Genomic DNA, 21125 nt, shown 5'->3' on the forward strand with positions numbered 1-21125 from the left:
GTTCAGACGATCTTGCCGTCCGTCTTGCCCCAGTAGGCGTCGCGGATCAGCCGCTTGTAGAGCTTGCCGGTCGGGTGGCGCGGCAGCTCCTCCATGAAATCGATGACCCGCGGCGTCTTCACATGGGACAGGTTGGCGCGGCAGAAGGCCAGCAGTTCGGCCGCCAGCTCCGGATCGCCCTTGCCGGTGGCCGGCTGGATGACGGCGATGACCTGCTCGCCCATCTCCTCGTGCGGCCCGCCGACCACGGCCGCGTCGGTGACCTTGGGGTGGGTGACCAGCAGGTTCTCGATCTCCTGCGGATAGATGTTCACCCCGCCGGAGATGATCATGAAGCTCTTGCGGTCGGTCAGGTAGAGGAAGCCCTCCTCGTCCATCCAGCCGACATCGCCCAGGCTGGTCCAGCCGTGCTTGTTGTAACTCTCGGCGGTCTTCACCGGGTCGTTGTGATAGTTGATCGGCGGGCCGTTCTCGAAATAGACCTGCCCCTCCTGGCGGGCGGGGAGGGCGTTGCCCTCTTCGTCACAGATGCGCAGCTCGCCCAGCACCGCCTTGCCGACCGAACCCCGGTGGGTCAGCCAGTCGGCGGAGTTGATGTAGCAGAAGCCGTTGCCCTCGGTGCCGGCGTAGTATTCGTGGATCACCGGGCCCCACCAGGCGATCATCTGCTCCTTGACGGGCGCCGGGCAGGGGGCGGCGGCGTGGACGGCCGAACTCATGCTGGAGACGTCGTACTTGGCGCGGACCTCCTGCGGCAGCTTCAGCATGCGGACGAAGTGGGTCGGCACGAACTGGCCGCAGTCGATCCTGTACTTCTCGATCAGGGCCAGGGCGGTCTCCGGATCGAACTTCTCCATGACGATGACCGTGCCGCCCAGCTTGTGGACGCTCATGCACCAGCGCAGCGGAGCGGCGTGGTACAGAGGGGCCGGCGAGAGGTAGACGCAGCCTTCCTGGAAGCCGAACAGGCCCTGGGTCATCATCGACAGCGGATTGGGCATGTCGATCGGGTTGCCGCTCAGAGCCGGCTTGACGCCCTTGGGCCGGCCGGTGGTGCCCGAGGAGTAGAGCATGTCGGAGCCGGCCGTCTCGTCGGCCACCGGCGTCGTCGGCATCCTGTCGCGGGCGGCTTCGAAGCTTTCCCAGGGACCGTGGGCGCCGTCGACCATGTAGAGCTTGAGGTCGGGGACGAGCGCCGCCACCTCGTCGGCCAGCGCGCCCATGGCCTTGGACATGACCAGCACCTTGGCCCCGCAGTCGCGCAGGATGTACTCCACCTCGCCGGCCGTCAGCTTGGACGAGATGCAGGTGTAGTAGAGGCCGGAGCGCTGGCCGGCCCAGGCGATCTCGAAGTAGCGGGCGTTGTTCTCCATGCAGACGGCGATGACGTCGCCGACCCCCAGGCCCAGAGACCGGAACAGCTGCGCCCCCTGGTTGGAGCGTTCGTCGAGCTGTTTGTAGGTCACCGTCTCGCCGCTTGCGGCCATGATGTAGGCGGCGCGGTCGGGATGGCTCTTGGCGTAGTGGGTGGGGTGCATGGGGTTTCCTCGGCCGCCCCGGTCTGGCGCCGGGTTATCGTTGTTCACTTGAGGCGTGAATAGAAGCGCGTTGCGGGCCGGCGCTCAAGGGCGCCGTTGCGGCAGGAACCGCGAGTTTCTTCAGGTCGCGAAAATCAGCCGGTCGCCGACCTTGAGGCCGTGGCGGCCGACGGCGCTGGCGGCGAGCTCCAGCAGGTAGCGGCAGCGGGCCGCTTCCGGGTTGGCGGGCAGGGCGTCCGGGCGCCAGGCGGGCGCGGCTTCCTCGATGTGGCGCACGGCGCCGTCCGGTCCCAGCCACAGGGCGTCGAGGGGAAAGCGGACGCCGGCCATGGTGATCGGGCGAGGCCGGTCGTCCGGGAAGACGAACAGCATGCCGCCTCGGGCGGAGAGGTTGTCGCGGTGCATCAGGCCTTGGTTGCGGATTGCCGGCTCGGCGGCGCGTTCGACCTTGAGCACGGTTCCGTCGGGCAGGGTCAGGGGCAGGGTCTCCGTCGTCGGGATCGGGCGGCGGCGCAGGGCGGCCGGATCGGCGCCCTGGGCGGCCAAGTCGCGGGCGGCTTTCGGCGCGAAGCCGCGCAGGCGCCAGGCGGCGGCGGTTTGCGCGTCGTCGAAGCCGGCGGCGCGCCAGAGGTCTGTGGTCCTGGTGTCGAAGCCGAAGGCGATCCAGGGGTCGGGGGTTGCGCCATCGAGCGCCTGGCGCAGGGTCTGGGCCAGCAGGCGCAGCTGGCCGGCGGCGAGGGCGGCGTCGTTCTGCAGGTCAAGGCGTTGGAAGCGGTTGGGGTTGCGCGGTGGGTCGGCGATCCAGGCGCGGACGGCGGCGGTCTCGGCGCGGCGTTGGCTCAAGGCGCCCTTGTGGGGCGCGGCGGCGGGCTCGCCCTCGATCACGGCGGCGGCCAGCGCGGCCAGTTCGGTCTGTCGCTCGACGCTCAGGGCGGCCCGCGCCAGGCCGGCGACGACGATCAGCGCGGCGTCGCGATCCTTGGCGTCGGGCAGTTTGGCGGTCAGGCCGGCCAGCTGGCCAGCGGCGGCTTCGAGGTCTTCGATCAGGCGTTGGGTGAGGTCTCGCGGGATCGGCGCCGGGCCCCGCAGGCTCTGCAGCCACGGCCGCTCGACCGCGCCCAGCGCGCCGCGCAGGTTCTCCGGCGTGTGCATCCAGGCCGGCGCGGCGAGGCCGAAGCCGTCGAGCAGCGACCGCTGGACCAGGGCGCCCCGGAACCCCGCCGCCAAGGCCGCCAGCAGCGGCTGGCTGTCGCCGGCCGGGCCGCTGGCGCCCTGGCGGAGCAGGACGGCGTCCATCGCCGTCTGGGCCCATTCGCGGAAGCGGGCCCGGCTGGCGATGCGGCCGAGGGCCCCGGCCAGGCCGGCGGGCGCCGGGCGGCCGGCGAAGAAGCCGGCGATGTCGGCGGCGGCGGCGTCATCGGCGAAGGCGGCGAGGCCGGCGACCAGCCCCCGGCCGCCGAGGCCCTGGACGGCCTCGCCCAGCCGGTCCCAGTGGGCCTTGAGGTGGCTCCAGGCGGCGGCGCGGACGGCGGGGTTGGCCAGCAGGCCCTCGGCGGCCAGCACCGGCCAGCGGTCGAGCAGGGCCAGCTGGTCAGGGAGGCAGGCCGGATCGGCGAGGGCGCAGAGCTGGGCGAGGGCGGCTTCCTCATCGGCGGCCAGTTGGGTCTGGAGATCGGCGAAGGCTTGCGCAGGGGCGGGCGGATCGAGCGGGGCCAGCCAGGCGTCGAACAGCGCCCCACGGGCGCCGCCGGCCAGCAGGTCGCGCAGGTCGGCCAGATGGACCCGCAGGGGCGCCCGCGCGCGGCCGGCGGCGAGTGCCTCGCCCGCCAGGGCCAGGAAGCCCGGCAGCTCGTCCTCGCCCGCCCACAGCGCCAGCCAGGCGTCCTCGACCAGGACGATGGCCTCGGCCTGCGACAGGGCGGCCAGCGGCGGTGGGCCGTGGCGATAGCGGGTGCGGAAATAGCCGTCGGCGCGGGCCCACAGGACCTCGTCCGGCAGGGTCAGGCTCGCGGTCGGTCCCTCCAGCAGCAGGGTCTGGCAGACCTCACCGGCCTTGGTGGCGACGCGCAGGGCGACGGGCAGGGTCACCAAGTCGTCACCGGCCTGGGCCAGATGGACGGTGCGGCCCTCCCAGCCCAGGACGACGCGGGCGGGGCCGGCGCGCCGGACGAAGTCGCCGGCCACGGCGGCGACGGGCTGACCGCTGGCGGCTTCCAGCGCGAGCCACAGGTCGTCCGAGCGGGCGACGCCGAGCGCATGGTCGCCCAGGTAGCGGCCAAGGCCGGCGCGCATCGCCGGCTCGCCGATCCAGCCCTCCAGCATGCGCAGCAGGGCCGCGCCCTTGCGGTAGGTGAGGACGTCGAACAGCTGGGCCGGATCGTCGGGGACCGGGCCGCTGAGCGGCCGCGCGCCGGGGCTGCTGTCGGCGATCAGGGCGCCGCGCAGGGCCGCCACCTCCTCGGCGTCGTCGGCCAGGTCGGCGGCCACGGCCTTGGGGGCCAGCCAGGTGGCGAAGCCCTCGTTGAGCCATAGCTCGTCCCAGCCGGCCGGGGTGACCAGGCCGCCGAACCACTGGTGGGCGATCTCGTGGGCGATCAGGGTGGCGGCCTCGCGGCTCGGGCGGGCCAGCGCCGCCTGGCGCAGGAAGATGGCCCCGGTGTTCTCCATGCCGGCGGCGCCGATCTGGGGCAGCAGCACCAGGTCCAGCTTGCCGAACGGATAGGGATGGCCGAGCCAGTCGCCAAAGAAGGCCAGGGCGGCGACGGCGGTGTCGAGCACCCAGGCGTCGTTCGGGCCCGGCGCCAGGGTGCGGAGCGAAACGGCGCCGCTGGTGACGGTGTGGAAGGCGCCGACGGCCAGGGCCATCAGGTGGGTCGGCAGGGGCGGCGTGGGCGCGAAGGTGGCGACGCCGCCCTGCGTCGTGGCGACGGCGGCGTTCGACACGGCCGTCTGACCATCCGGCACGGTGACGCTGAGTTCGAAGACGGCGCGCAGGGCCGGGTCGTCGAAGCAGGGGAAGACGCGGCGGGCGTGGTCGGGCTGCAGCTGGCTGGCGATGAAGCCGTCGCCCCGGTAGAGGCCGCGCGCGGTGTCGGACAGCCGGCCGGAATAGGTCAGGCGGAGGCTGGACGTGTTGTCCAGCGGCCCCGGGAGCGTGACCACCAGCTTGTCGCCGACGCGCCGCCAGTCGGCGGCGGCGCCGTCGATCCAGGCGCCATCGATGTCGAGGTCGAGACAGTCCAGCATGATCGCCTCGGCTGCCGAGGTCGCGGCGAGGTCGAGCGTCAGCTCACCGGCGAAGGTTCCGGCGCCGGCGTCGGGCGCGAGGTGCAGACGATAGCGAAGCGGCGTCACGCCCGACCTTTTCGCGGAATTGTCGGCGCTGTCCATCGTTCGCCCTGCTCTTCAAGGCCGATCGACCCAAGGCGCCCCACGCCTCCCGTCCCTGGCCGCGCTTATCGAAGCGACCAACCATTATACCGCGCATCGCCAGGGGAAGGGGCGGGCAAGGCCGCCGGCCGTTGAAAACACAGACGAAACCGTGCCTTGGCTGTTGGCCGAGGCGCTGCGGATGTGGCCTGGGGCGTTGGTCGGAGGGTTGGCCGCGGGTTGCCGGACGTTGGCCCGATTGTGGTCGCCGGACCTACATGGGTCGCGGCGCCGCAACCCTCGGCGTATGGCGGGTCGATCAGGTCGAAAATGAATATGTCTAGACATATTCAGCGATTATGGACGTGGCGGATCAAACAGAAGGGAACAGTTGGCCAAAGCCGGCTCAGCCGCCGTGGGAAGTCCCTCGGCCCTCATCCTGCGCACTCAGGTTCGCCGCGAGGGCGCCCTCATGACCGACGAAGCGGGCCTCGGCATCTGCGACACCGCTTCTCCACAAGCGCCTGTTGATAACAACGACAGAATCGGTGGATTGATTTGTCGTTGATTGGGCGCTGTTGCGCCCGAGAGGGGCGTATCTTGTGATCCGGTGCCGCGCACCCACAGTTTGTGGGGCGGTTCGGCTTGACTCAACCTATGAGTCGGTAGCCCACTATCTCCCAGTGACATCGCCGAATCAAAGAGCCGCCGGAACGCGCCAACGTTCCGACGGCTGGTTTGGCGATCCCGACGCAACCGGCTGGGGCTGCGGGGCTGGACCGTTTTAACGCCGTGGACGATGAGTCCCCGGGGGCCAGAAGTCAAGCCTCAGCCATTTTCCCAAGGCCCAAGGAGGGCCTTTGACTATGGCCAAGCAGCCTCCCAATCACGGTAAACCGTGGACCCCCAGCCACGTGAAGCAGTTCAAGGCGGAGGTGAAGCAGAACACGCCCACCCGCGTCCTCGGGCTGCATCTCGGCCGTACGCCCGAAGCCGTTCAGGCGAAGGCGAGCGAGCTGGGTGTGTCGCTCAAGCCGACCAACCAGAGCCCCTACGGGACCCAGAAGTAGTCGCTAGGCGTCAACCGACCCCTGCTCAGGCTTTGGCTTGGGCAGGGGTTTGCGTGAGGCTTCGGCGGCATCTTTGCCAGGTTGTTCAACACCCGCTGAAACTCGGCCTCTGCGGCCCTCTCGTCGCCCTCGAGGACCTTATCGGTCATGGTCAAACCACCTGGGCTTTGCAAATTCTGCGGCAAGCCCGGACGCTTGTCGAAGCAGCACATTCTACCCAACCAGCTGCGAAACATAATCCCGCGAGACTCGACCCAGAACCTTCACATTCGCACCAGCTTTTTGCGTGCTCCCGGCTTCAACCGGACGGCGCTCAACCGGGCGCGCAAACGCGACGGTCACCTTGGGAACCGTACGCTTCGGGTCGTGTGCATGAGGTGCAACCACGGCTGGATGAAGGATTCCGAGAATGCTGCGATACGGCTTCTGGAAGATTCGATCAAAGGCCTGCCCAAGACACTCGCTGCGGCCGATCAAGGGACAGTGGCGACCTTGGTCATGCTTGTCGCGTTCATGATTGAATTGCTGGATCTGGATATTATCGCGAGCACCGCCGCTGACAGGGAAGCCTTCTCTAACCCGCCGCACGCGCCCCCGCCTGAGTGGACGATCTACATTGGACGCATGAACGCGGATCGCTGGAGTTTTCGGCATCGACAGCATGGTTTCTATATCGGCCTAGCCACTCCTGAGGAGCTGCTAAAGGAGACCATTGACCTGAACCCAGCACCGAACTGTCAGGTCATCACCATTGGGCTCAAGCACATAGTTCTGCACGCCGTTCGCATCCCCCCCGAGGTGCGAGCGATACGGCCTCTGGAGTACGCCCGATATCTCGGCATCGCCCCCATCCACCCCGTCGTGGTTGACCCCTTGGAGATCGGACGCCTGCCCGTCCTGAGGAACGAGCACGTAGAGGCCGTGGCAGATCTCCTTGTTCGGACGCCCGAGGGCCCCTTCTGGGAGGGCGGGCACGGCCCCACCATTGTTGTCTAGATCGCCGGTCTGTCCCGACGACTCAGTCGGCCGATTGCCCGCTCGGTCACATACACAACTCCCTGCGGGGGAGAAGGGAGACCAGAGGCGAACTCACACGCCTCCCGTTGTGGCCGGGACAGGCGAGCGCTCAGACGGGCAGGGCGCCAATCCCGTCGGCGAGGTCGGATTGGCCCGCCGTGATCAGGGCCGCGCAGGACAGCCAGAAGCCGAAGGGGACAGGCCCGCTGCGGCCGGTCAGGCGTTGGAGGGCCAGCGGGGCCAGGGCGGCGAGGGCGAAGGCGAGGGGCGCCAGCCGCCAGCCGATCAACGCGGCGGTCAGCGCGGCCAACAGGACATCGCCGGAGCCGAGCTTGGGCGGCTTTCCGGACAGCCGCCGCAGGGCGAGGAAGGCCAGCAGGGCGACGGCGCCGGTGAGCAACCGGCTCCAGGCGGTCATCGGATGAAGGGCCAGATCAAGCCCCAGGGCGACGCCGAGCAGGGTCAGGCCGATCCAGGGCAGGGAGAAACGGCGCAGATCGGTGAGGGCCAGGAAGACGAGCGCCGCCCCGGCCGGCAGCAGCGACCAGCGGCTGAACGCGGCCAGGACGGTCAGGGCGACGACCAGGCCCGCGGCGACCCACAGGGTTGCGGGTCTGGCGCCGGACAGCCTGGGCCAGGCGGGCCAGGAGAGGCCGAACGCCGCCGCCAGGGTCCCCAGCGCGAGGGCGGCCGCGATCAGGGTTGCGGCGGCTTGCAAAGCACGGCGCCGGGGGCCAGGCGCAGGCGGCGCCAGTCGTGGATGTGCCAGGGCTGGCCGGGCGTTCCGGTATAGCGGACCCGCTGCCAGAGGATGTCGCTGTAGCGGTCGGTGCGCACGGCGGCGCGCACCTCGACGACGTCGCCGGGGGCCAGGGGCAGGATGTCCGGCGACAGGACGGTGGTCGGGGGCAGCGGCGTCGGCTCGGGCCCCTGGCGGCCGAAGGTCAGCAGGGCCCGCAGGCAGTCCTCTTCCGACGGGGAGACTTCGGCGGCTTTCAGGAAGTCGCCGAAACGGGTGAAGCTGGCGCGGGCGATCTCCGGGTCGGGGCTGGCCAGGGCGCGGACCACGCGGGTCCGCAAGGCCGGCTGGACGATGCTGGCGGCGAGGCCGGCGGCCGGGTCCTTGCCCGCGTCGGGCTTGTAGGCGACGGCCAGGAAGGTCAGCTCGACCTGGCGGTTGTTGAGCCGCTCGGTCGCTGTCCAGCGCGGCGCCTGCGGGGCGCCGTCCTTCTCCAGGGCCGTCAGCGCCGCCTGCGTCGCCGATTCCAGGGTGATCAGGGCGAAGAGGTCGGCGTCCTTCTGGCGCGCCGCCTTGGCCTTGACGGTGACCAGGCCGGTCAGCCCGGCGGCCGTGCTCATGATGGCGAAGGCCAGCGCCAGGGTCAGGGGCAGGGTGAAGCCCCTGAAGCTGCGCTTAGCGGCGGTCACGCCCGAACCCGAGGGTGGTCAGGCCGGCGGCGATGTCCTTGGTCACCCGGTCGGCGTCGGCCCGGTTGCGGACCAGGGTGGCTTTGAGGAACACCACCAGCTCGGTGCGCCCCTTCACATTGGCCCGCTCGCGGAACAGGCCGCCCAGCAGCGGCACCTGGCTGAGCAGGGGCACGCCCGAGTCGCCCTTGGTGCGGCTGGTGCGGATCAGGCCGCCGAGGGCGATGACCTGGCCGTTGTCGACGGCGATCTGGGTGCGGAACTTGCGCTGGGCGATGGTGGGGCTGTTGATGTCGGAGGTGGTGGTCTGCGACACGTCGCTGACCTCCTGCTCGATATCGATGAAGATGCGGCCGCCCTCGCCGACGCGGGGGGTGACGGTCAGCAGCACGCCGGTGTCGCGGTAGCTGACCGAATTGACGGTCAGGCTGGTCTGCTGGTCGCCGGTGGCCGTCTGGGTGATGATCGGCACCTGGTCGCCCACCTGCAGGGTGGCGGTCTCGTTGGCCAGCACCAGCAGGCGCGGGGTGGAGACCACCTCGACGTCGGTGACCGACTGCAGGGCGTTGATCACCACCTTGAAGTCGGGGCCGAGGTACTGCAGCGACAGGCCGGGGAAGGTCAGCGCCAGGTTGCCGTTGCCGACCGTGGCGAAGCCGCCGGAGAACTCCGGATTGTTCTGCAGGAACCACTGGACGCCGAGGTTCAGCTTGTCGTTCAGCCGCACCTCCGCGACCGTGCCCTCGATGAGGATCTGCGGCGGCGATACGTCGAGCCGGCGCACGACCTGCAGCAGGTTCTGGTACTCCGCATCGCTGGCGTAGAGGATGATCGAGTTGCTGCGCGGGTCGGCCGTCACCTGGCCGCCGCCGCCGCCGCCGCCCGTGGCGGCGCCCGGCTCGCCGGCCAGGCCGCCGGGCGGCGGCGGGGCGGCCCCGAAGAAGGCGCCGACCACCTTGACCAGGTCCTCGGCCTTGATGTTCGACAGCGGCACCACCCGGATGCGCTGTTCGCTGGGTGAGGCCGGCTGGTCCAGCCGCTCGATCCACTTCATCGTCTGGTCCAGCAGGGCCGGCGACTTGGCGATGACGATGATGGCGTTCAGCCGCTGGATGTCGATCATGTCGACCTGGGTGCCGATCGGCCCCTCCACCCCGCCGTAGAGGCGGCGCACGTCATCGGCGACGGCTTTGGCCCCGGCGTACTTCAGCGGATAGAACTGGAAGCTGTTGCCGCGCAGCCAGTCGACGTCGAGCAGTTCGGCGGTCTGCACCAGGCTGTTCACCGTGCCCGGATCGCCGCTGATATAGACGTACTCGCGCACCGCGTCGGCCCGCACCTGGGCGCGGCCCTCGGCGATCGGGGTCAGCACCCGGACCATCTCCATGGCGCTGACGTGGCGGGCCCGGTAGATGGCCGTGCCGCCGGCGAAGAAGGTGCGCTGTGATGAATTGCCGTCGGGCAGCACCGAGAAGGCCGGCACATCGGCGGCCGGCATGACGGCCACCGAGCCCCCCTGCGAAGCGGCCAGAGCCGCGCCTCCGCCGCGCAGGGCCTGGTCGAGGGCGATCAGGATGTCGCCCTCGGTCATCTCGCCGGTCAGGCGGAAGGAGACCTCGCCGGTGACCCGAGGGTCGATGTGGAAGGGGCGGTTCAGGACATCGCCAAGCACCGCCTCGACGGCGGCCGGGATCGGGGCGCGATCCATCAGCACGTTGATCGGAATACGCTGCGCCGAACCGCTGGAGGGGACCGGCGGCGCGGCCGAGACGGGGGCGCTCAACGCGTCTTCACGCCAGCCCTCGCGCTGCGGCGGCGGCTCCTCGCCCACGCGGGTGGCGGCGGCGACTTCGGCGGCGGGGGAGGTGGGCTGCGACTGGGGCAGGGCGGCGCTGCCGCCCGGCCGGCGCGGATCGCTCGCGCAGGCGCCCAGCAGCATCAGCAGCGCCACTGCGCCGGCTCGAATGGCCTTGTTCATGTCGCCCTCTACTGGACCGAGATATCCCGGTCCGCCCCCTCGCCGCCCGGCTTCTTGTCGGCGCCGAGCGTACTCACACTAAAGGCCCCGCCTTCACCGACCGTGTACAGGAAGGGCTGGCCCCAGGGGTCGAGCAATTGATCCTTGGTGCGCAGGTAGGGTCCGGTCCAGCTGTCGAGGCCCCCCGGCCGTTCGACCAGCGCGTTCAAGCCCTCTTCCTTGGTCGGAAAACGGCCGATGTCGCCCGAATAGAGCTCGATGGCGGCGGCCACCGTCTGGGCCTTGAGCTTGGCGGCGCGCGACTGGGCCTTGCCCATCTGGCCGATGGTCTGGGGAATGACGACCGCCGAGATCAGCCCGATGATGGCGACCACCACCAGCATTTCGGTCAGCGTATAGCCGGCCTCCTCGCGGCGACGTTGTTTCGTCTTCCGGCGGGTGTTCAAAACAGCCATTGTACCCACTGAGAAAAGTCCCACCGACAAACCCTTAACTTTGCAGCCGAATATGCCCCAGTCCGTTTCACCGAGTCCATACGGCGCGGGGTCGCGCCCAGACCTCGGGGAACCTGTGCTGCCGACCCTGGCGCAGGCGCGCGCCGAGGGGGCCAAGCGGCTGGCCGAGGCGCTGGGGCTTGCCGCCGCCGACCGTGAACGCCTGCGAGCCGCCGTGGCCAGCGCCGGACAGCCGCCGGCCGTCGCCGCCAGCCTGCTGGGCCTGGCCGGCGACGCCGCCATCGCCGCTGCCAGCGCCGCCCTGCATGGTGCGCCGCTGTGGGAGGGCGAGGAGGAGCCACAGGCGCTGGGCCCGCCGTCGCTGAACGAGAAGTATCTGGCCGAGAACCATGCCCTGGTGCTGGAGGACCATCCCGACCGGCTGGTCGTCGGCCTGGTCGACGCCGGGGGCGACGAGGTGCGCCGGGGCCTGCGGTTCGCGGCCGGCAAGGCCGTCGAGCTGCGCACCATCCCCTTCGGCCTGTGGCGCGCCGCCCGCACCCGCGCCGTCGCCGCCGAGACCCAGGCCGGCGGTCCCGATGTCGGCAGCCTGGAGGACGCCGAGCGGCTGCGCGACTTCGCCCGCGACGCGCCGGTGGTGCGCTATCTCGACGGCCTGCTGGAGCGGGCGTTGCAGGAGCGGGCGTCGGACATCCACCTGGAACAGAAGGCCGACCGCTGCCTGGTGCGGATCCGCGTCGACGGGGCGCTGCGCGATCTTGAGCCCCTGGCGGCCGCCTTCGGCTCCGGCGTCGTCGCCCGCATCAAGGTGCTGGCCGACCTCGATGTCGCCTCGGTGCGGGCGCCGCAGGACGGCCGGGCGACGGCCTCGATCCGCGGGGCCCTGACCGACCTGCGGATTTCGACCACCCCGACGGTGTTCGGGGAGTCGGCGGTGGTCCGGCTGCTGACCCGCCACGGGGTCGACTTCACCGTCGATTCCCTCGGCTTCGACGCCGCCTTCCGCGAGACCTTCGCCCAGCAGCTGCGCCGGCCCTACGGGCTGATCCTGGTCACCGGACCAACCGGCAGCGGCAAGACCACCACCCTCTATGCGGCCCTGCGCAAGCTGGCGACGCGCGAACGCAAGGTGCTGACCATCGAGGACCCGATCGAGTACGTCTTCGACGGCATCAACCAGACCCAGGTCAACGAGGCGGCCGGCGTCACCTTCGCCTCCTCCCTGCGCGCCTTCCTGCGCCATGACCCGGACGTCATCCTGGTCGGCGAAATCCGCGATAGCGAGACCGCTCGCCTGGCCGTGCAGGCCGCCCTGACCGGCCACCTGGTGCTGGCCACCCTGCACACCAACGACGCCGCCACGGCCCCGGCCCGCCTGGCCGACATGGGGGTGGAGCGCTACCTGCTGGCCGGGGTGCTGATCGGGGCCTCGGCCCAGCGGCTGACGCCGCGGCTGTGCGAGGCCTGCAAGGCGCCGCGCGCCGCCACCGAGGAGGAGACGGCGCTGTTCCGGGCGCATGGCGTCGCGGCCGGCGACATCAACCTGCACGAAGCGGCCGGCTGCCGGACCTGCAATGGCGCCGGCCGGATCGGGCGGGCGCCACTGGGCGAGATCTTCACCGTCGACGAGGCCATCGAGCGGATGATCTCCACCGGCGCCCCGACCGCCGACATCCGCCGCCAGCTGGCCAGCCGGCCGGACTTCGCCACCCTGGCCCACGACGCCCTGCGCCATGCCGCCCGCGGCGAGGTGGCGCTGGAGGACGTCTATCGGGCGACCTCGCTGTGAAGACTTACGCCTGGCGGGGGGTGGATGCGGCCGGACGCGCGACACGCGGCAAGCGCGAGGGCCTGAGCGAGGCCCAGGTGCGCGACGCCCTGCTGGCCGAGCATCTCACCCCGACCTCGATCACCGTCAGCGCCCAGGCCTTCGCCCCGGCCCGCACCGGCCTGTCGCTGAGCGACGCCCAGGGGGCCGCCTTCGCCGCCGACCTGGCGCGGTTCCTCAAGAGCGGCCTGTCGCTGGGCCAGACGCTGCACATTATCGAGACCACCTCTGAGGTCCCGGTGCTGGCCCGGCTCGCCGCCCATGTGCGGGGCGAGCTGATGGCCGGGCGGCCGTTGTCGGCGGGGCTGTCGGCTATTCCGGGCCAGACGGGACGCTATCTGCAGGCCCTGGCCAAGGCCGGCGAGGCGACGGGCCGGCTGACCGAGATCCTGGCCGGCGGGGCGGGCGCGCTGAAGGCCTCGGCCGCCACCCGGCAGCGGCTGGTGACGATGATCATCTATCCGCTGTTCGTCATGGCCATGGCGGCGGCGGCCATCCTGCTGTTCGCCTTCGCCGTGCTGCCGGCTCTGGAGCCGGCCTTCGCCGGGGTCGGCGAGCTGCCGGCCAGCACCCGGGCGGTGATGACCGGCGGCCGTATCCTGCGGATGGCCGCGCCGATGCTGGGTCTGGCGGCGCTGGGGCTGGCGCTGGCCCTGACCCTGTCGCGGGCCGCCCGCGACCTGGCCATCGGCCTGCTGCACAAGCTGATGCTGACCCGGATCGGCATGGGCGTCCTGCCCGATACGGTGTTCGGCGGCCTTGCCCAACGGCTGTCGATCGCGGTCGGGGCCGGGGTGCCGCTGGCAACCGCCTTCCGTGTCTCGGTCGAGGCCATCGGCGTGGCGCCGGTGCGCCTTGCCCTGGAGGCCCAGGAGCCGCGCCTGCGCGAGGGGACCAAGCTGTCGGAGGTGTTCCGGGCCATCCCCTTCGCCCCGCCGATGCTGATCGGCCTGACCAAGGTCGGCGAGAGCGCGTCCGACCTGCCCCGGGTGCTGGGCGAGGCCGGCGACGCCCTGTCGGCACGCGCCCAGGAGAAGACCGAGCGGTTCCTGTCCATCCTGACCCCGGCCATCGTGCTGCTGATCGGCCTGGTGGTCGGCGGCATCGTGCTGGTGGTGTTCCAGGGTCTGATGTCGATCAGCGACATGGTCGAGCTGTGAGCCCCTCATCTTCAAGACGCGGTGGGTTCATCCTGGCGGAGGCCCTGGTCTCCCTGGGGCTGGCGGCCCTGACCGGCGCCCTGGCCCTGACCCTGCTGGTCTGGGCCGCCCGCACCATCGACCGGGCCCAGGCGCGGATGGCCGCCGCCACCGTCATCGAGCGGCTCTATGAGGAGGCCCGCCTGACCACCCCGGCCGACCTGCGGGCCGCGGCCTCGGGCAAGGTGGGCCGCTATCACTGGCGGCGGCTGCCGCGCGGGCCGGTCGAGATGTCCATCCCCGCCGGCGCCCAGCGCGTCCGCCTGGAGGCGAGCTGGACGGCGGGCGGCCGCCCCGACCGCAGCGCCATCGAGGCCGTCGTCGTCGGAGGCTCGCAATGAAACGGGCCAACGGTTTTGCCATGACGGAGACGCTGGTCGCCGTCGGCATCGGGGCGCTGATCATGACGGCGCTGATCTATCTGCAGGTCGACTTCATCGGCTGGACCCGCCGGGCCGTGGCGCTCGGCCGGCCCGATCCGTCGGATCGGGCCCTGCAGGCGACCCTGCGCGCCGTTGACCGCTGCGCCATGCCGGGCGTCGTTCTGGGGCTCGACGGCAACGGCGGGGTCGGCCTCAAGCAGGGGGAAGAGACCATCCCCTTCCTCGGCCTGCCGTCCGGAGCCGTCGCCAGCATCGTCACCGCCCGCAAGGCCGACGGCGCCGAGCGGCCCGGCTGGTCGGTGGCCACGGTCGCCCGCGACGATACGGCGATTGCGGTCGCCGCCCTGCGGTGCGATCTCCCGGAGGTCTGCACCTATGATCCAGCGCGGGGGGATTGCGGCAAACCATGAGCCTGTTCGAGGCCGACGATGGGGCAGGGGACGGCGCGGCCGCCGAGGCCTCTGTGTTCGTGCGCCCGCTCGACCTGCCGACCAGTTCGGTCAAGGCGGCCCGCGAGGCCGTGCGCCTGCAGCTCGACATCCTCTCGCCCCTGCCCGCCGACCAGACGGTCGAGGCCGTCGAGATGGTCGGGCCGGCCGAGGGCGGCCAGACGCGTTTCGCCGTCGCCTTCGCCTCCCGCGCCATCTTCGGCCCCACGGCCGGGATCGCGGCGCGCGGGCCGGCCTTCGTCGATCTGCCGGGCGACCTGGACGGCGAAGAGTACCTGTTCCGCTTCGAAAACCCCCACCGCCGCCGCGCCGCCCAGGATGGCCGCCGCCAGACCCTGGAACTGGTCTGCGCCTTCGCGCTTGGCCTGGTGCTGGTGCTCGGCGCGACGTCACTGCGGCTGGGCCAGTCGGTCGAGCGGGCGCAGACGCGGCTGGAGGCCACCCAGAACCTCGTCCGCTTCACCAGCCGCCAGGTGCGGCTGCAGGGTGAGGCCCAGCGGGTCTGGCGGACGGCGGCCGGCCAGCGCCACGCCATGATGGTCGACTGCGCCTTCGAGGTCCTGGCGGCGACGGGCAGTGAGGCGGTGCTGACCGACCTGTCGGCGGCCGACGGCCAGGTAATGGCCGGCTTCAGCCAGCCGATGACCCCCGAACAGCTGGCCAGCCTGACCGACAAGGGCGCCAGGGCCAGCAACGATGAGGGCGCCGAGGCCGGCAACCGGGTGATCCTCGATCCGGAGGCCTGCCAATGACCCGGACCCTCCCTCAGCTTCCCGAGCGCTGGCTGCCGATCCTCGCCGGCCTGCTGCTGCTTGTCGCCGCCCTGCTGGCCGCCCGCGTCGGCCTGCAGCTGAACAGCCTGAGCGCCGCCCATCGCGAGACCGGCCATCAGGAGGGCCTGGTTCGCGACTATGCCGCCCGCACCGGCGCGGCGACCACCGGCGCCGCCCTGGTCGCCGCGCCGGTCAGCCAAGCCTCCCTGGCCGCCGCCCAGCGCATGCGCCAGGAACTGGCCGCGGCCGGGATCAAGGTCGTCGAGCTGGAGGTGCTGGAGCGCCGGCCGGGCGGGACCAACCTGCAGGTGGTGCGGCTGGGCCTGCGCGGCTGGGCCGACGCCCCCGCCGCCGACCGCCTGGCTCGCTGGATCGAGAAGCGCGGCGATGCGGTGGTGCTGGAACGCCTGCTCTTGGCGACCGGCGAGCCGGGCGCGCCAGGGGCCGAGATCAGCGCCGACCTGGCCGTGCTGGTCGCGGTCCAGGGGGGCGGCTCGTGATCCGCCCGCCGCTGCTTATCCTGGCCGGCGCGGCCGTGCTGGCCGCCGCCGTGACCTTCTGGCCGGGGGTGGAACGGGAGACGGTCGCCGACGGCCTGCTGCCGGCCAGCAGCGGCCCGCGCCTGGCCTCCGCCGGCATGGAGGAGCCCTCCAGCGCCGCCCGCATGACCCGCTTCGCCGCCGCCGGCGCGGCGCCGGCCGTCGCCGAGGAGACCGAGGCCCCGCCCGCCCCGCCGCCGGTCGATTTGACGCCGATCCTGGTCGGGGTGATGGGCAAGGACGGGGCGCTGACCGGCTACTTCTCCACCCGGGGCGTGAGCGTGCGGGCCCGCCGGGGCGACAATATCGATGGCTGGCGCGTGGTCTCGCTTGGCCGCCGCGACGCCCGGCTGGTCATGGGGCGTAAGGTGTTGAACCTGTCGCTGTTTTCGGCTCGCAGCGGCCCGCTGAGCCCGGCCATGGCCATGCCGGAACGCCGCCTCGTCGCCGCGCCGGATCCGGAGGCCGGCCCGCCCGTCGCCGAGCCGGCCGCGCCTGCTGAGCCCAAGGCCCCGCCGCGGGTGCGCCGGCCGCTGCCGCCGCTGCCGCGGGGAAGCAAGGGCTGGTGGTCGGGTCCGCCGGGGGCCGAGCCGCCGCCGGGCTACACCCGGATGCCCAAGCTCAACGATTAGTCCGGCGCGACCATGCAAAACGCCGCCCGGCGAGCCAGGCGGCGTCTGCAGACAGGTCCAGTGTGGTCGATCAGGCCATGACAGCGTCGACCATCACCACGGTCGAGACGGTTCGCGAGACGGCGTCCTGCTGGTTGCCGCGGTAGAGCTTGCCCTTCACCGAGACCAGGCCGAGGACCATCTTCTTGGCGTCCCTGGGATAGACCCGGACCACGTCGGTCGGCCAGGCGGCGTAGTTGGTGGTGTTCGGGTCGGTCTTCTGGGCGGTCGGGCTGATCGCGTAGTAATGCGTCGTGATCCGTTTCAGGTAGCCCTTGATGGTCACCGTCTGGGCGTCGTCCTGCGCCTGGGCGGCGATCGGCGTTGCGGCGGCCGCGATGGCGGCGCCAGCGAGAAATGCGCGTCTGTCCATGTTACTTAGTCCCCACCTGCGACCTCGGTCGCTTCTGGTGGAAGATAGCAGCGGCGAACATGGTCAGTCACGTGGAAACCATGATTTTCGCGCAGGACGAGACAGGTATTCACGGGAAAGTTGTTATAACGACCAGGGGCGCCACGCAAAATTGCAAGTTAACCGTGTTGCCTTTGCCTTATGCGATGCCGGGCTGTGCTGTCGTTGCGTCAATCGCCTCTTGCCGGTCTCTGCCGGTCAGGCCGGCGGCTGCACGCCGAACTGGACCTGGGCCTCCGCGAACACCTCGTCGACCCACGGATTGACGAAGCCGTCGATGACCAGATGCACCCGGTCGGTGTCCGCCCGGTTTCGGACGCTGTGGGGGTGGTTGAAGTCGATATACCAGACCTCGCCCGGGTTCATATCGATCCGCTGGCCGGCGACGATGAATTCGACGAGCGGGTTGGTGACGATCGGGATGTGGAAGCGCACCTGGCCGTCCTCGTAGCCGAGGAACTCGTCCTTGTGCTCAAGGATGCTCGACCCGGCCCCCAGCCGCAGCAGCCGCACCGTGCGCAGGGGCATGGGAAAGGCCGCCACGACCTCGCGGAAATAGGGGAAGCGGGCCATGTGCGGGGTGTCGGCATACGCCTCGACGGGAACCGGGGCGGGGTAGATCCGCCGGGTCTCGCCGCCGACCGAGCGAAGCGGCACGGCGCTCCAGTCGCCTTCGTAATAGCCCCGGTTGAAATGCGGCACCCAGTCGGCCGCCTCGGCCCGCGTCAGGTCGGCCCGCAGCCGGGCGACGTCGAAGGTCCTGGGCAGGTTGAAGGCGGTGAACATCAGCCGGCCTCGGAAGGCGGAGGGGTTTCCGGGCCGGGCGGCCGGATCATCTTCAGATAGACATTGCTGTCCTCAAGCACCTGGAACCCCATCCGGCGGTAGAGATGCAGGGAGGGGTCGTTGGAATTGGCGACATAGAGGATGATCGGCAGGTCGGCGGCGTTCGATTCGGCGATCAGCCAGCGCATGATCGCCGTGCCCATGCCCTGGTTGCGCAGCTCGGGGATGATGGCCTGGTCGACCAGTTTGATGGCGCCGTGGGCGCGGTCGACGACGATGCGGCCGATCCGGCGGCCCTTCAGCTCGATGATATCGAACCGCCCCTCCTTGAATTGGGCCAGGTAGCTGTCGGTCTGGGCCTGGAACTGATGCTGCATCAGCTGGTTCATCAGGTCGTTCGGCAGCCCGGCCTGGTACCATTCGGGCGTCCGGGATTTGCAGAACAGCTCATAGCGGAACATCAGGTCGTCGGGGGCTTCGGGGCGCAGGATCAGGTCGCCTCCGGACCACGGGATCACGATCGTTTCGGACATTGGCGGCCCCCCTTCGGCGAGGGCTTGTGGGCGCCCGGCCGGCAACTTAAGAACGATCCGGTGTAGCCGGGGAGGGGCAAGTGACCAAGCTGCTGACGAAGGAAGATTTCGCGCCGCATGTCGGCAAGGCGTTCCATTTCGACGGGTTCGACACCCCCCTGACCCTGGACCGGATCATCGACTATCCGATCCAGCCGCACCAGACCCGCCAGCCGTTCCTGCTGATCTTCCGGGGGCCGAAGCGGCCGGTGATGGAGACGGAGATCCGCGACTGCAGGACCGAGACCGGCGAGACCTTCTGGCTGCATGTGAGCGCGATCCTGACCCCGCCGGGGGATTTCCAGGAATATCAGTCCTCCTTCAACTAAGGACCGATCAGCAAAACGCCCACGCCGGCCAGGCCGGAATGGGCGCTCTGTGGGTTTTGGAAAGAACCGCGATCAGTTCTGCGAGGGGAAGATGCCCTGCAGCGCGATGATGAAATTCAGCACCGTGTAGGGCTGGCGGTTCTCGTGCGGCTGGCTGCCGCCGATGGTGGTCACCGAGTTGGGGGCCAGGGTCGTGGTCGGGCTGCCGCTGCCGTAGACGTTGACGTTCTGGGTGCCGCCGCCCTGCTTGGCGGCGATGCCGCCGGCCAGGGTCTTGGTGTTGCCCGGCGTCTGGTTCAGGGCCGTGGCCGTGGTGGTCGTGTTGTTGGCGCCCATCTGGTGATTGTGGGCCGGCATTTCCGACATGGTCAGGGTGTGGAACTCCTGACCGCCGGCCTGGCCCTCGGTGAAGCCCGAGCCCACGTGGATCGGCACGCGGCCGCGGAAGTCAGGCAGGGCGAAGGTGGTCTGGCCGTTGCCGCCATAGGTCGTGCCCAGAAGCGAGAACAGCGCCTGGTTCTGGTTGATCGGCAGGAACTGGCCGTTGCAGAACGCCCAGCCCTTGGGACTGAAGTTCCAGGAGATGATCTTGATCTCGGCCAGGAACGGTGTGGACATCGTTGTGGTCCTTCGAAAAGGTCAGCCGGCCAGCGCCGGCGAGGATGGCTTGGCGAGACTGCGACTACGGCCGGGCGGGGAACACACCCTGCAGCGCGATGATGAACAGCACGCACAGGTAGGGCTGCATGTTGTTGTGCGGAAAGCTGGAGCCGGCGATCGCCGTCGACTGGAAGTTCAGCTGAACGTTCGGCGCGTTGGCGGTGTAGAAGGCCACCACACCGGTGTTGCCGCCCTCGTCATAGCTGCCCTTGGCCGGCAGCTGGTTGGTCGGGCTGGCGCCGATCGCCGGGTCGGTGTTGGCGTCGTTGTTGCTGACCTGCATGGCGTGGGTGTGGGCCGGCATTTCCGACTGGATCAGGGTGACGTACTCGCTGCCCGCCTGCTGGCCCAGGAAGTATTCGGTGCCGGTCGTGCTCTGCCCCGCGTGCATCGGCGAGGAGCCTTGCAGGTTGGGCAGGGCGAAGGTCGATTTGCCGTCGCCGCCATAGTAAGTGCCGAGCAGCGAGAAGAGGGCGGTGTTCTGCGAGATCGGCATCAGCTGGCCGTTGCACTGCGCCCAGCCGGTGGGGGCGAAGTTGCCGGCGAACATGCGGATCTCGGCGACGAAGGGATCGGACATCGGATGGGCTCCAACGATTTTCGGTCGGCGAAGGGCCCGACCGGGCCCGTCGCGGCGCGTGATTAGTTCTGGGTCGGAAAGACGCCGAACAGCGAGATGATGAAGCTGACCGCGAGGTAGGGCTGCATGTTATCATGCGGCTGGCTGCCGCCGACGATCTGGTTGCCGGCCTGGTTGAGCGTCGTCAGCGGCGCGTCGGTGCCGTAGATCACCGTCCCCGGCGGCCCGGCGTTGGGAACCCCCATCATGGCGCCGGTCGGCAGGGCGACCGGGTTCTGGTTGGTGGCCAGCATCGGGTGGTTGTGGACCGGGATCTGCTGGGTGGTCAGGGTGACCTGCTCGACCCCGGCCATCTCGCCAATCTGATAGTTCTGGCTGAGGCCCGGCCCCTGGCCGGCGTGCATCGGAAGACGTCCGGAGAGGTTCGGCAGGCCAAAGGTCTCCTGACCGTCACCGCCGTAGATGGTGCCGATCAGGGTGAACAGGGTGTCGTTCTCGGAAATCGGAAGGAGTTGACCTTCGCAGAACATCCAGCCGACAGGCGGGAAGTTGCCTGCGAACATGCGAATTTCACCGATGTAGGGCTGAGCCATGTTCAACGTCCCCTAGGCGCCGCGCCAATGCGTCGGCCGAACCGGTCAGGGGCGCCGGTACTGAGAAATCTTCGGGGGCCCCCACCGCAGATTTCGTCACCGTAGACCACGTTATCGATAGCGGCAATAGGCCCGTTTCGCGCTCAGCGGGAGTCCGGGCTTTCACAATCGGATCTGCCGTCACTTCGCGTCCAGCCCTTGTGGAACAAGGGCTCGCGTCGGCTTCCCGACGGCCGCCACGCCCGTTCTGGGCGAAGTTGTCACCGCCCTGACATCGTGCGCGGGAAAACTGGCGGCAAACCACCGGTCCGGCGCCTGAACGGGGTTTACAACTGATTGCCAACGGGATTTCACTGGTACGCCGCGCGCGGAGCCCTTGTGACTCGGGAGCGTCAGCGCATGGCCGCGGGGGCCGCACGTGTATCAAATGATATTCGCGCGGGCCGTGTATTGGGGTATGTATCGACAATGATGGCCGCCGCGCCGCAGCCGACCA

22 protein-coding genes are annotated in these 21125 nt (G+C 70.2%); 10 read left to right on the forward strand and 12 right to left on the reverse strand.

The annotated features are described in order from the left end of the window. Nucleotides 1–2: 2 nt before the first annotated feature. Together AC1RSK_RS02495 and AC1RSK_RS02500 are read right to left on the reverse strand one after the other, a co-directional pair. Nucleotides 3–1538 (reverse strand): acyl-CoA synthetase, encoded by a 1536-nt coding sequence (locus AC1RSK_RS02495; RefSeq protein ID WP_492905211.1) that lies wholly within the window; start codon nucleotides 1536–1538, stop codon nucleotides 3–5. A gap of 120 nt (nucleotides 1539–1658) precedes the next feature. Continuing rightward, on the reverse strand, nucleotides 1659–4892 hold the full coding sequence (locus AC1RSK_RS02500) for a M1 family aminopeptidase (protein ID WP_492905212.1): 3234 nt from the start codon (nucleotides 4890–4892) through the stop codon (nucleotides 1659–1661). Nucleotides 4893–5773: 881 nt separating this feature from the next. Between AC1RSK_RS02500 and AC1RSK_RS02505 the strand changes: the two genes are divergently transcribed. After that, nucleotides 5774–5977: a hypothetical protein gene (locus tag AC1RSK_RS02505; protein ID WP_492905214.1), complete on the forward strand. Its 204-nt coding sequence runs from the start codon at nucleotides 5774–5776 to the stop codon at nucleotides 5975–5977. Between the two features lie 372 nt (nucleotides 5978–6349). Beyond that, nucleotides 6350–6973: a hypothetical protein gene (locus AC1RSK_RS02510; RefSeq protein ID WP_492905216.1), complete on the forward strand. Its 624-nt coding sequence runs from the start codon at nucleotides 6350–6352 to the stop codon at nucleotides 6971–6973. Between the two features lie 130 nt (nucleotides 6974–7103). Here the strand turns inward: AC1RSK_RS02510 and AC1RSK_RS02515 are convergent, their stop codons facing one another. Genes AC1RSK_RS02515 through gspG form a run of 4 tightly spaced genes read right to left on the reverse strand, consistent with a single transcriptional unit; the run spans nucleotide 7104 to nucleotide 10855 of the window. After that, nucleotides 7104–7712, reverse strand: a complete 609-nt coding sequence (locus tag AC1RSK_RS02515; protein WP_492905218.1) for a prepilin peptidase — start codon at nucleotides 7710–7712, stop codon at nucleotides 7104–7106. After that, entirely contained in the window at nucleotides 7691–8422 is a 732-nt protein-coding gene (locus AC1RSK_RS02520; RefSeq protein WP_492905220.1) for a hypothetical protein, read from the reverse strand. The genes AC1RSK_RS02515 and AC1RSK_RS02520 overlap by 22 nt, the downstream gene beginning before the upstream one ends. Continuing rightward, the gene (gene gspD, locus AC1RSK_RS02525; RefSeq protein ID WP_492905222.1) at nucleotides 8409–10400 is read right to left on the reverse strand and encodes a type II secretion system secretin GspD; all 1992 of its coding nucleotides are present in this window, start codon (nucleotides 10398–10400) and stop codon (nucleotides 8409–8411) included. The genes AC1RSK_RS02520 and gspD overlap by 14 nt, the downstream gene beginning before the upstream one ends. Nucleotides 10401–10408: 8 nt before the next feature. Then, a complete protein-coding gene (gene gspG, locus AC1RSK_RS02530; protein ID WP_492905223.1) occupies nucleotides 10409–10855 on the reverse strand; it encodes a type II secretion system major pseudopilin GspG in 447 nt (148 codons plus the stop codon). 115 nt (nucleotides 10856–10970) lie between these two features. Between gspG and AC1RSK_RS02535 the strand changes: the two genes are divergently transcribed. Genes AC1RSK_RS02535 through AC1RSK_RS02565 form a run of 7 tightly spaced genes read left to right on the forward strand, consistent with a single transcriptional unit; the run spans nucleotide 10971 to nucleotide 16658 of the window. Continuing rightward, the gene (locus AC1RSK_RS02535; RefSeq protein WP_492905224.1) at nucleotides 10971–12644 is read left to right on the forward strand and encodes a GspE/PulE family protein; all 1674 of its coding nucleotides are present in this window, start codon (nucleotides 10971–10973) and stop codon (nucleotides 12642–12644) included. Continuing rightward, nucleotides 12641–13843, forward strand: a complete 1203-nt coding sequence (locus tag AC1RSK_RS02540; protein ID WP_492905226.1) for a type II secretion system F family protein — start codon at nucleotides 12641–12643, stop codon at nucleotides 13841–13843. The genes AC1RSK_RS02535 and AC1RSK_RS02540 overlap by 4 nt, the downstream gene beginning before the upstream one ends. Beyond that, on the forward strand, nucleotides 13840–14223 hold the full coding sequence (locus AC1RSK_RS02545) for a hypothetical protein (RefSeq protein ID WP_492905227.1): 384 nt from the start codon (nucleotides 13840–13842) through the stop codon (nucleotides 14221–14223). The genes AC1RSK_RS02540 and AC1RSK_RS02545 overlap by 4 nt, the downstream gene beginning before the upstream one ends. Continuing rightward, nucleotides 14220–14675 carry a hypothetical protein gene (locus AC1RSK_RS02550; RefSeq protein ID WP_492905229.1) on the forward strand — a complete coding sequence of 152 codons (456 nt, stop codon included), beginning with the start codon at nucleotides 14220–14222 and terminating at the stop codon, nucleotides 14673–14675. Before AC1RSK_RS02545 ends, AC1RSK_RS02550 begins: the two co-directional genes overlap by 4 nt. Next, the gene (locus AC1RSK_RS02555) at nucleotides 14672–15466 is read left to right on the forward strand and encodes a hypothetical protein (protein ID WP_492905231.1); all 795 of its coding nucleotides are present in this window, start codon (nucleotides 14672–14674) and stop codon (nucleotides 15464–15466) included. Before AC1RSK_RS02550 ends, AC1RSK_RS02555 begins: the two co-directional genes overlap by 4 nt. Beyond that, the gene (locus tag AC1RSK_RS02560; RefSeq protein ID WP_492905232.1) at nucleotides 15463–15987 is read left to right on the forward strand and encodes a hypothetical protein; all 525 of its coding nucleotides are present in this window, start codon (nucleotides 15463–15465) and stop codon (nucleotides 15985–15987) included. Before AC1RSK_RS02555 ends, AC1RSK_RS02560 begins: the two co-directional genes overlap by 4 nt. After that, nucleotides 15984–16658 carry a hypothetical protein gene (locus AC1RSK_RS02565; protein WP_492905234.1) on the forward strand — a complete coding sequence of 225 codons (675 nt, stop codon included), beginning with the start codon at nucleotides 15984–15986 and terminating at the stop codon, nucleotides 16656–16658. The genes AC1RSK_RS02560 and AC1RSK_RS02565 overlap by 4 nt, the downstream gene beginning before the upstream one ends. Before the next feature lie 70 nt (nucleotides 16659–16728). Here AC1RSK_RS02565 and AC1RSK_RS02570 read toward each other — a convergent pair whose 3' ends face one another. The 3 genes from AC1RSK_RS02570 to AC1RSK_RS02580 form a co-directional block, all read right to left on the reverse strand. Next, complete coding sequence (locus tag AC1RSK_RS02570) at nucleotides 16729–17070, reverse strand: hypothetical protein (protein WP_492905236.1); 342 nt, start codon at nucleotides 17068–17070, stop codon at nucleotides 16729–16731. Between the two features lie 237 nt (nucleotides 17071–17307). Further along, the gene (locus tag AC1RSK_RS02575) at nucleotides 17308–17895 is read right to left on the reverse strand and encodes an aspartyl/asparaginyl beta-hydroxylase domain-containing protein (RefSeq protein ID WP_492905238.1); all 588 of its coding nucleotides are present in this window, start codon (nucleotides 17893–17895) and stop codon (nucleotides 17308–17310) included. Then, nucleotides 17895–18428, reverse strand: a complete 534-nt coding sequence (locus AC1RSK_RS02580) for a GNAT family N-acetyltransferase (RefSeq protein ID WP_492905240.1) — start codon at nucleotides 18426–18428, stop codon at nucleotides 17895–17897. The genes AC1RSK_RS02575 and AC1RSK_RS02580 overlap by 1 nt, the downstream gene beginning before the upstream one ends. Nucleotides 18429–18508: 80 nt before the next feature. Here AC1RSK_RS02580 and AC1RSK_RS02585 point away from each other — a divergent pair, with 80 nt between their 5' ends. After that, nucleotides 18509–18796: a DUF6916 family protein gene (locus AC1RSK_RS02585; protein WP_492905242.1), complete on the forward strand. Its 288-nt coding sequence runs from the start codon at nucleotides 18509–18511 to the stop codon at nucleotides 18794–18796. A 72-nt stretch (nucleotides 18797–18868) separates the two neighbouring features. On the opposite strand, the gene AC1RSK_RS02590 is transcribed toward AC1RSK_RS02585, so the two are convergent. From AC1RSK_RS02590 to AC1RSK_RS02600, 3 genes are all read right to left on the reverse strand, one after another. Then, nucleotides 18869–19414 carry a phage tail protein gene (locus tag AC1RSK_RS02590; protein WP_492905244.1) on the reverse strand — a complete coding sequence of 182 codons (546 nt, stop codon included), beginning with the start codon at nucleotides 19412–19414 and terminating at the stop codon, nucleotides 18869–18871. Between the two features lie 64 nt (nucleotides 19415–19478). Further along, on the reverse strand, nucleotides 19479–20036 hold the full coding sequence (locus AC1RSK_RS02595) for a phage tail protein (RefSeq protein WP_492905245.1): 558 nt from the start codon (nucleotides 20034–20036) through the stop codon (nucleotides 19479–19481). A gap of 62 nt (nucleotides 20037–20098) precedes the next feature. Continuing rightward, a complete protein-coding gene (locus AC1RSK_RS02600; protein ID WP_492905247.1) occupies nucleotides 20099–20629 on the reverse strand; it encodes a phage tail protein in 531 nt (176 codons plus the stop codon). Nucleotides 20630–21125 lie beyond the last annotated feature (496 nt).

The organism is Caulobacter sp. GW821-FHT11A05, assembly GCF_058809015.1.

What these genes read in the sequence shown, in the direction of transcription:
- gspG (WP_492905223.1), bottom strand. Translation starts at nt 10,855, where the DNA reads ATGGCTGTTTTGAACACCCGCCGGAAGACGAAACAACGTCGCCGCGAG.
- AC1RSK_RS02555 (WP_492905231.1), top strand. Translation starts at nt 14,672, where the DNA reads ATGAGCCTGTTCGAGGCCGACGATGGGGCAGGGGACGGCGCGGCCGCC.
- AC1RSK_RS02575 (WP_492905238.1), bottom strand. Translation starts at nt 17,895, where the DNA reads ATGTTCACCGCCTTCAACCTGCCCAGGACCTTCGACGTCGCCCGGCTG.
- AC1RSK_RS02505 (WP_492905214.1), top strand. Translation starts at nt 5,774, where the DNA reads ATGGCCAAGCAGCCTCCCAATCACGGTAAACCGTGGACCCCCAGCCAC.
- AC1RSK_RS02570 (WP_492905236.1), bottom strand. Translation starts at nt 17,070, where the DNA reads ATGGACAGACGCGCATTTCTCGCTGGCGCCGCCATCGCGGCCGCCGCA.
- AC1RSK_RS02510 (WP_492905216.1), top strand. Translation starts at nt 6,350, where the DNA reads ATGAGGTGCAACCACGGCTGGATGAAGGATTCCGAGAATGCTGCGATA.
- AC1RSK_RS02600 (WP_492905247.1), bottom strand. Translation starts at nt 20,629, where the DNA reads ATGGCTCAGCCCTACATCGGTGAAATTCGCATGTTCGCAGGCAACTTC.
- AC1RSK_RS02495 (WP_492905211.1), bottom strand. Translation starts at nt 1,538, where the DNA reads ATGCACCCCACCCACTACGCCAAGAGCCATCCCGACCGCGCCGCCTAC.
- AC1RSK_RS02550 (WP_492905229.1), top strand. Translation starts at nt 14,220, where the DNA reads ATGAAACGGGCCAACGGTTTTGCCATGACGGAGACGCTGGTCGCCGTC.
- AC1RSK_RS02595 (WP_492905245.1), bottom strand. Translation starts at nt 20,036, where the DNA reads ATGTCCGATCCCTTCGTCGCCGAGATCCGCATGTTCGCCGGCAACTTC.
- gspD (WP_492905222.1), bottom strand. Translation starts at nt 10,400, where the DNA reads ATGAACAAGGCCATTCGAGCCGGCGCAGTGGCGCTGCTGATGCTGCTG.
- AC1RSK_RS02560 (WP_492905232.1), top strand. Translation starts at nt 15,463, where the DNA reads ATGACCCGGACCCTCCCTCAGCTTCCCGAGCGCTGGCTGCCGATCCTC.
- AC1RSK_RS02580 (WP_492905240.1), bottom strand. Translation starts at nt 18,428, where the DNA reads ATGTCCGAAACGATCGTGATCCCGTGGTCCGGAGGCGACCTGATCCTG.
- AC1RSK_RS02590 (WP_492905244.1), bottom strand. Translation starts at nt 19,414, where the DNA reads ATGTCCACACCGTTCCTGGCCGAGATCAAGATCATCTCCTGGAACTTC.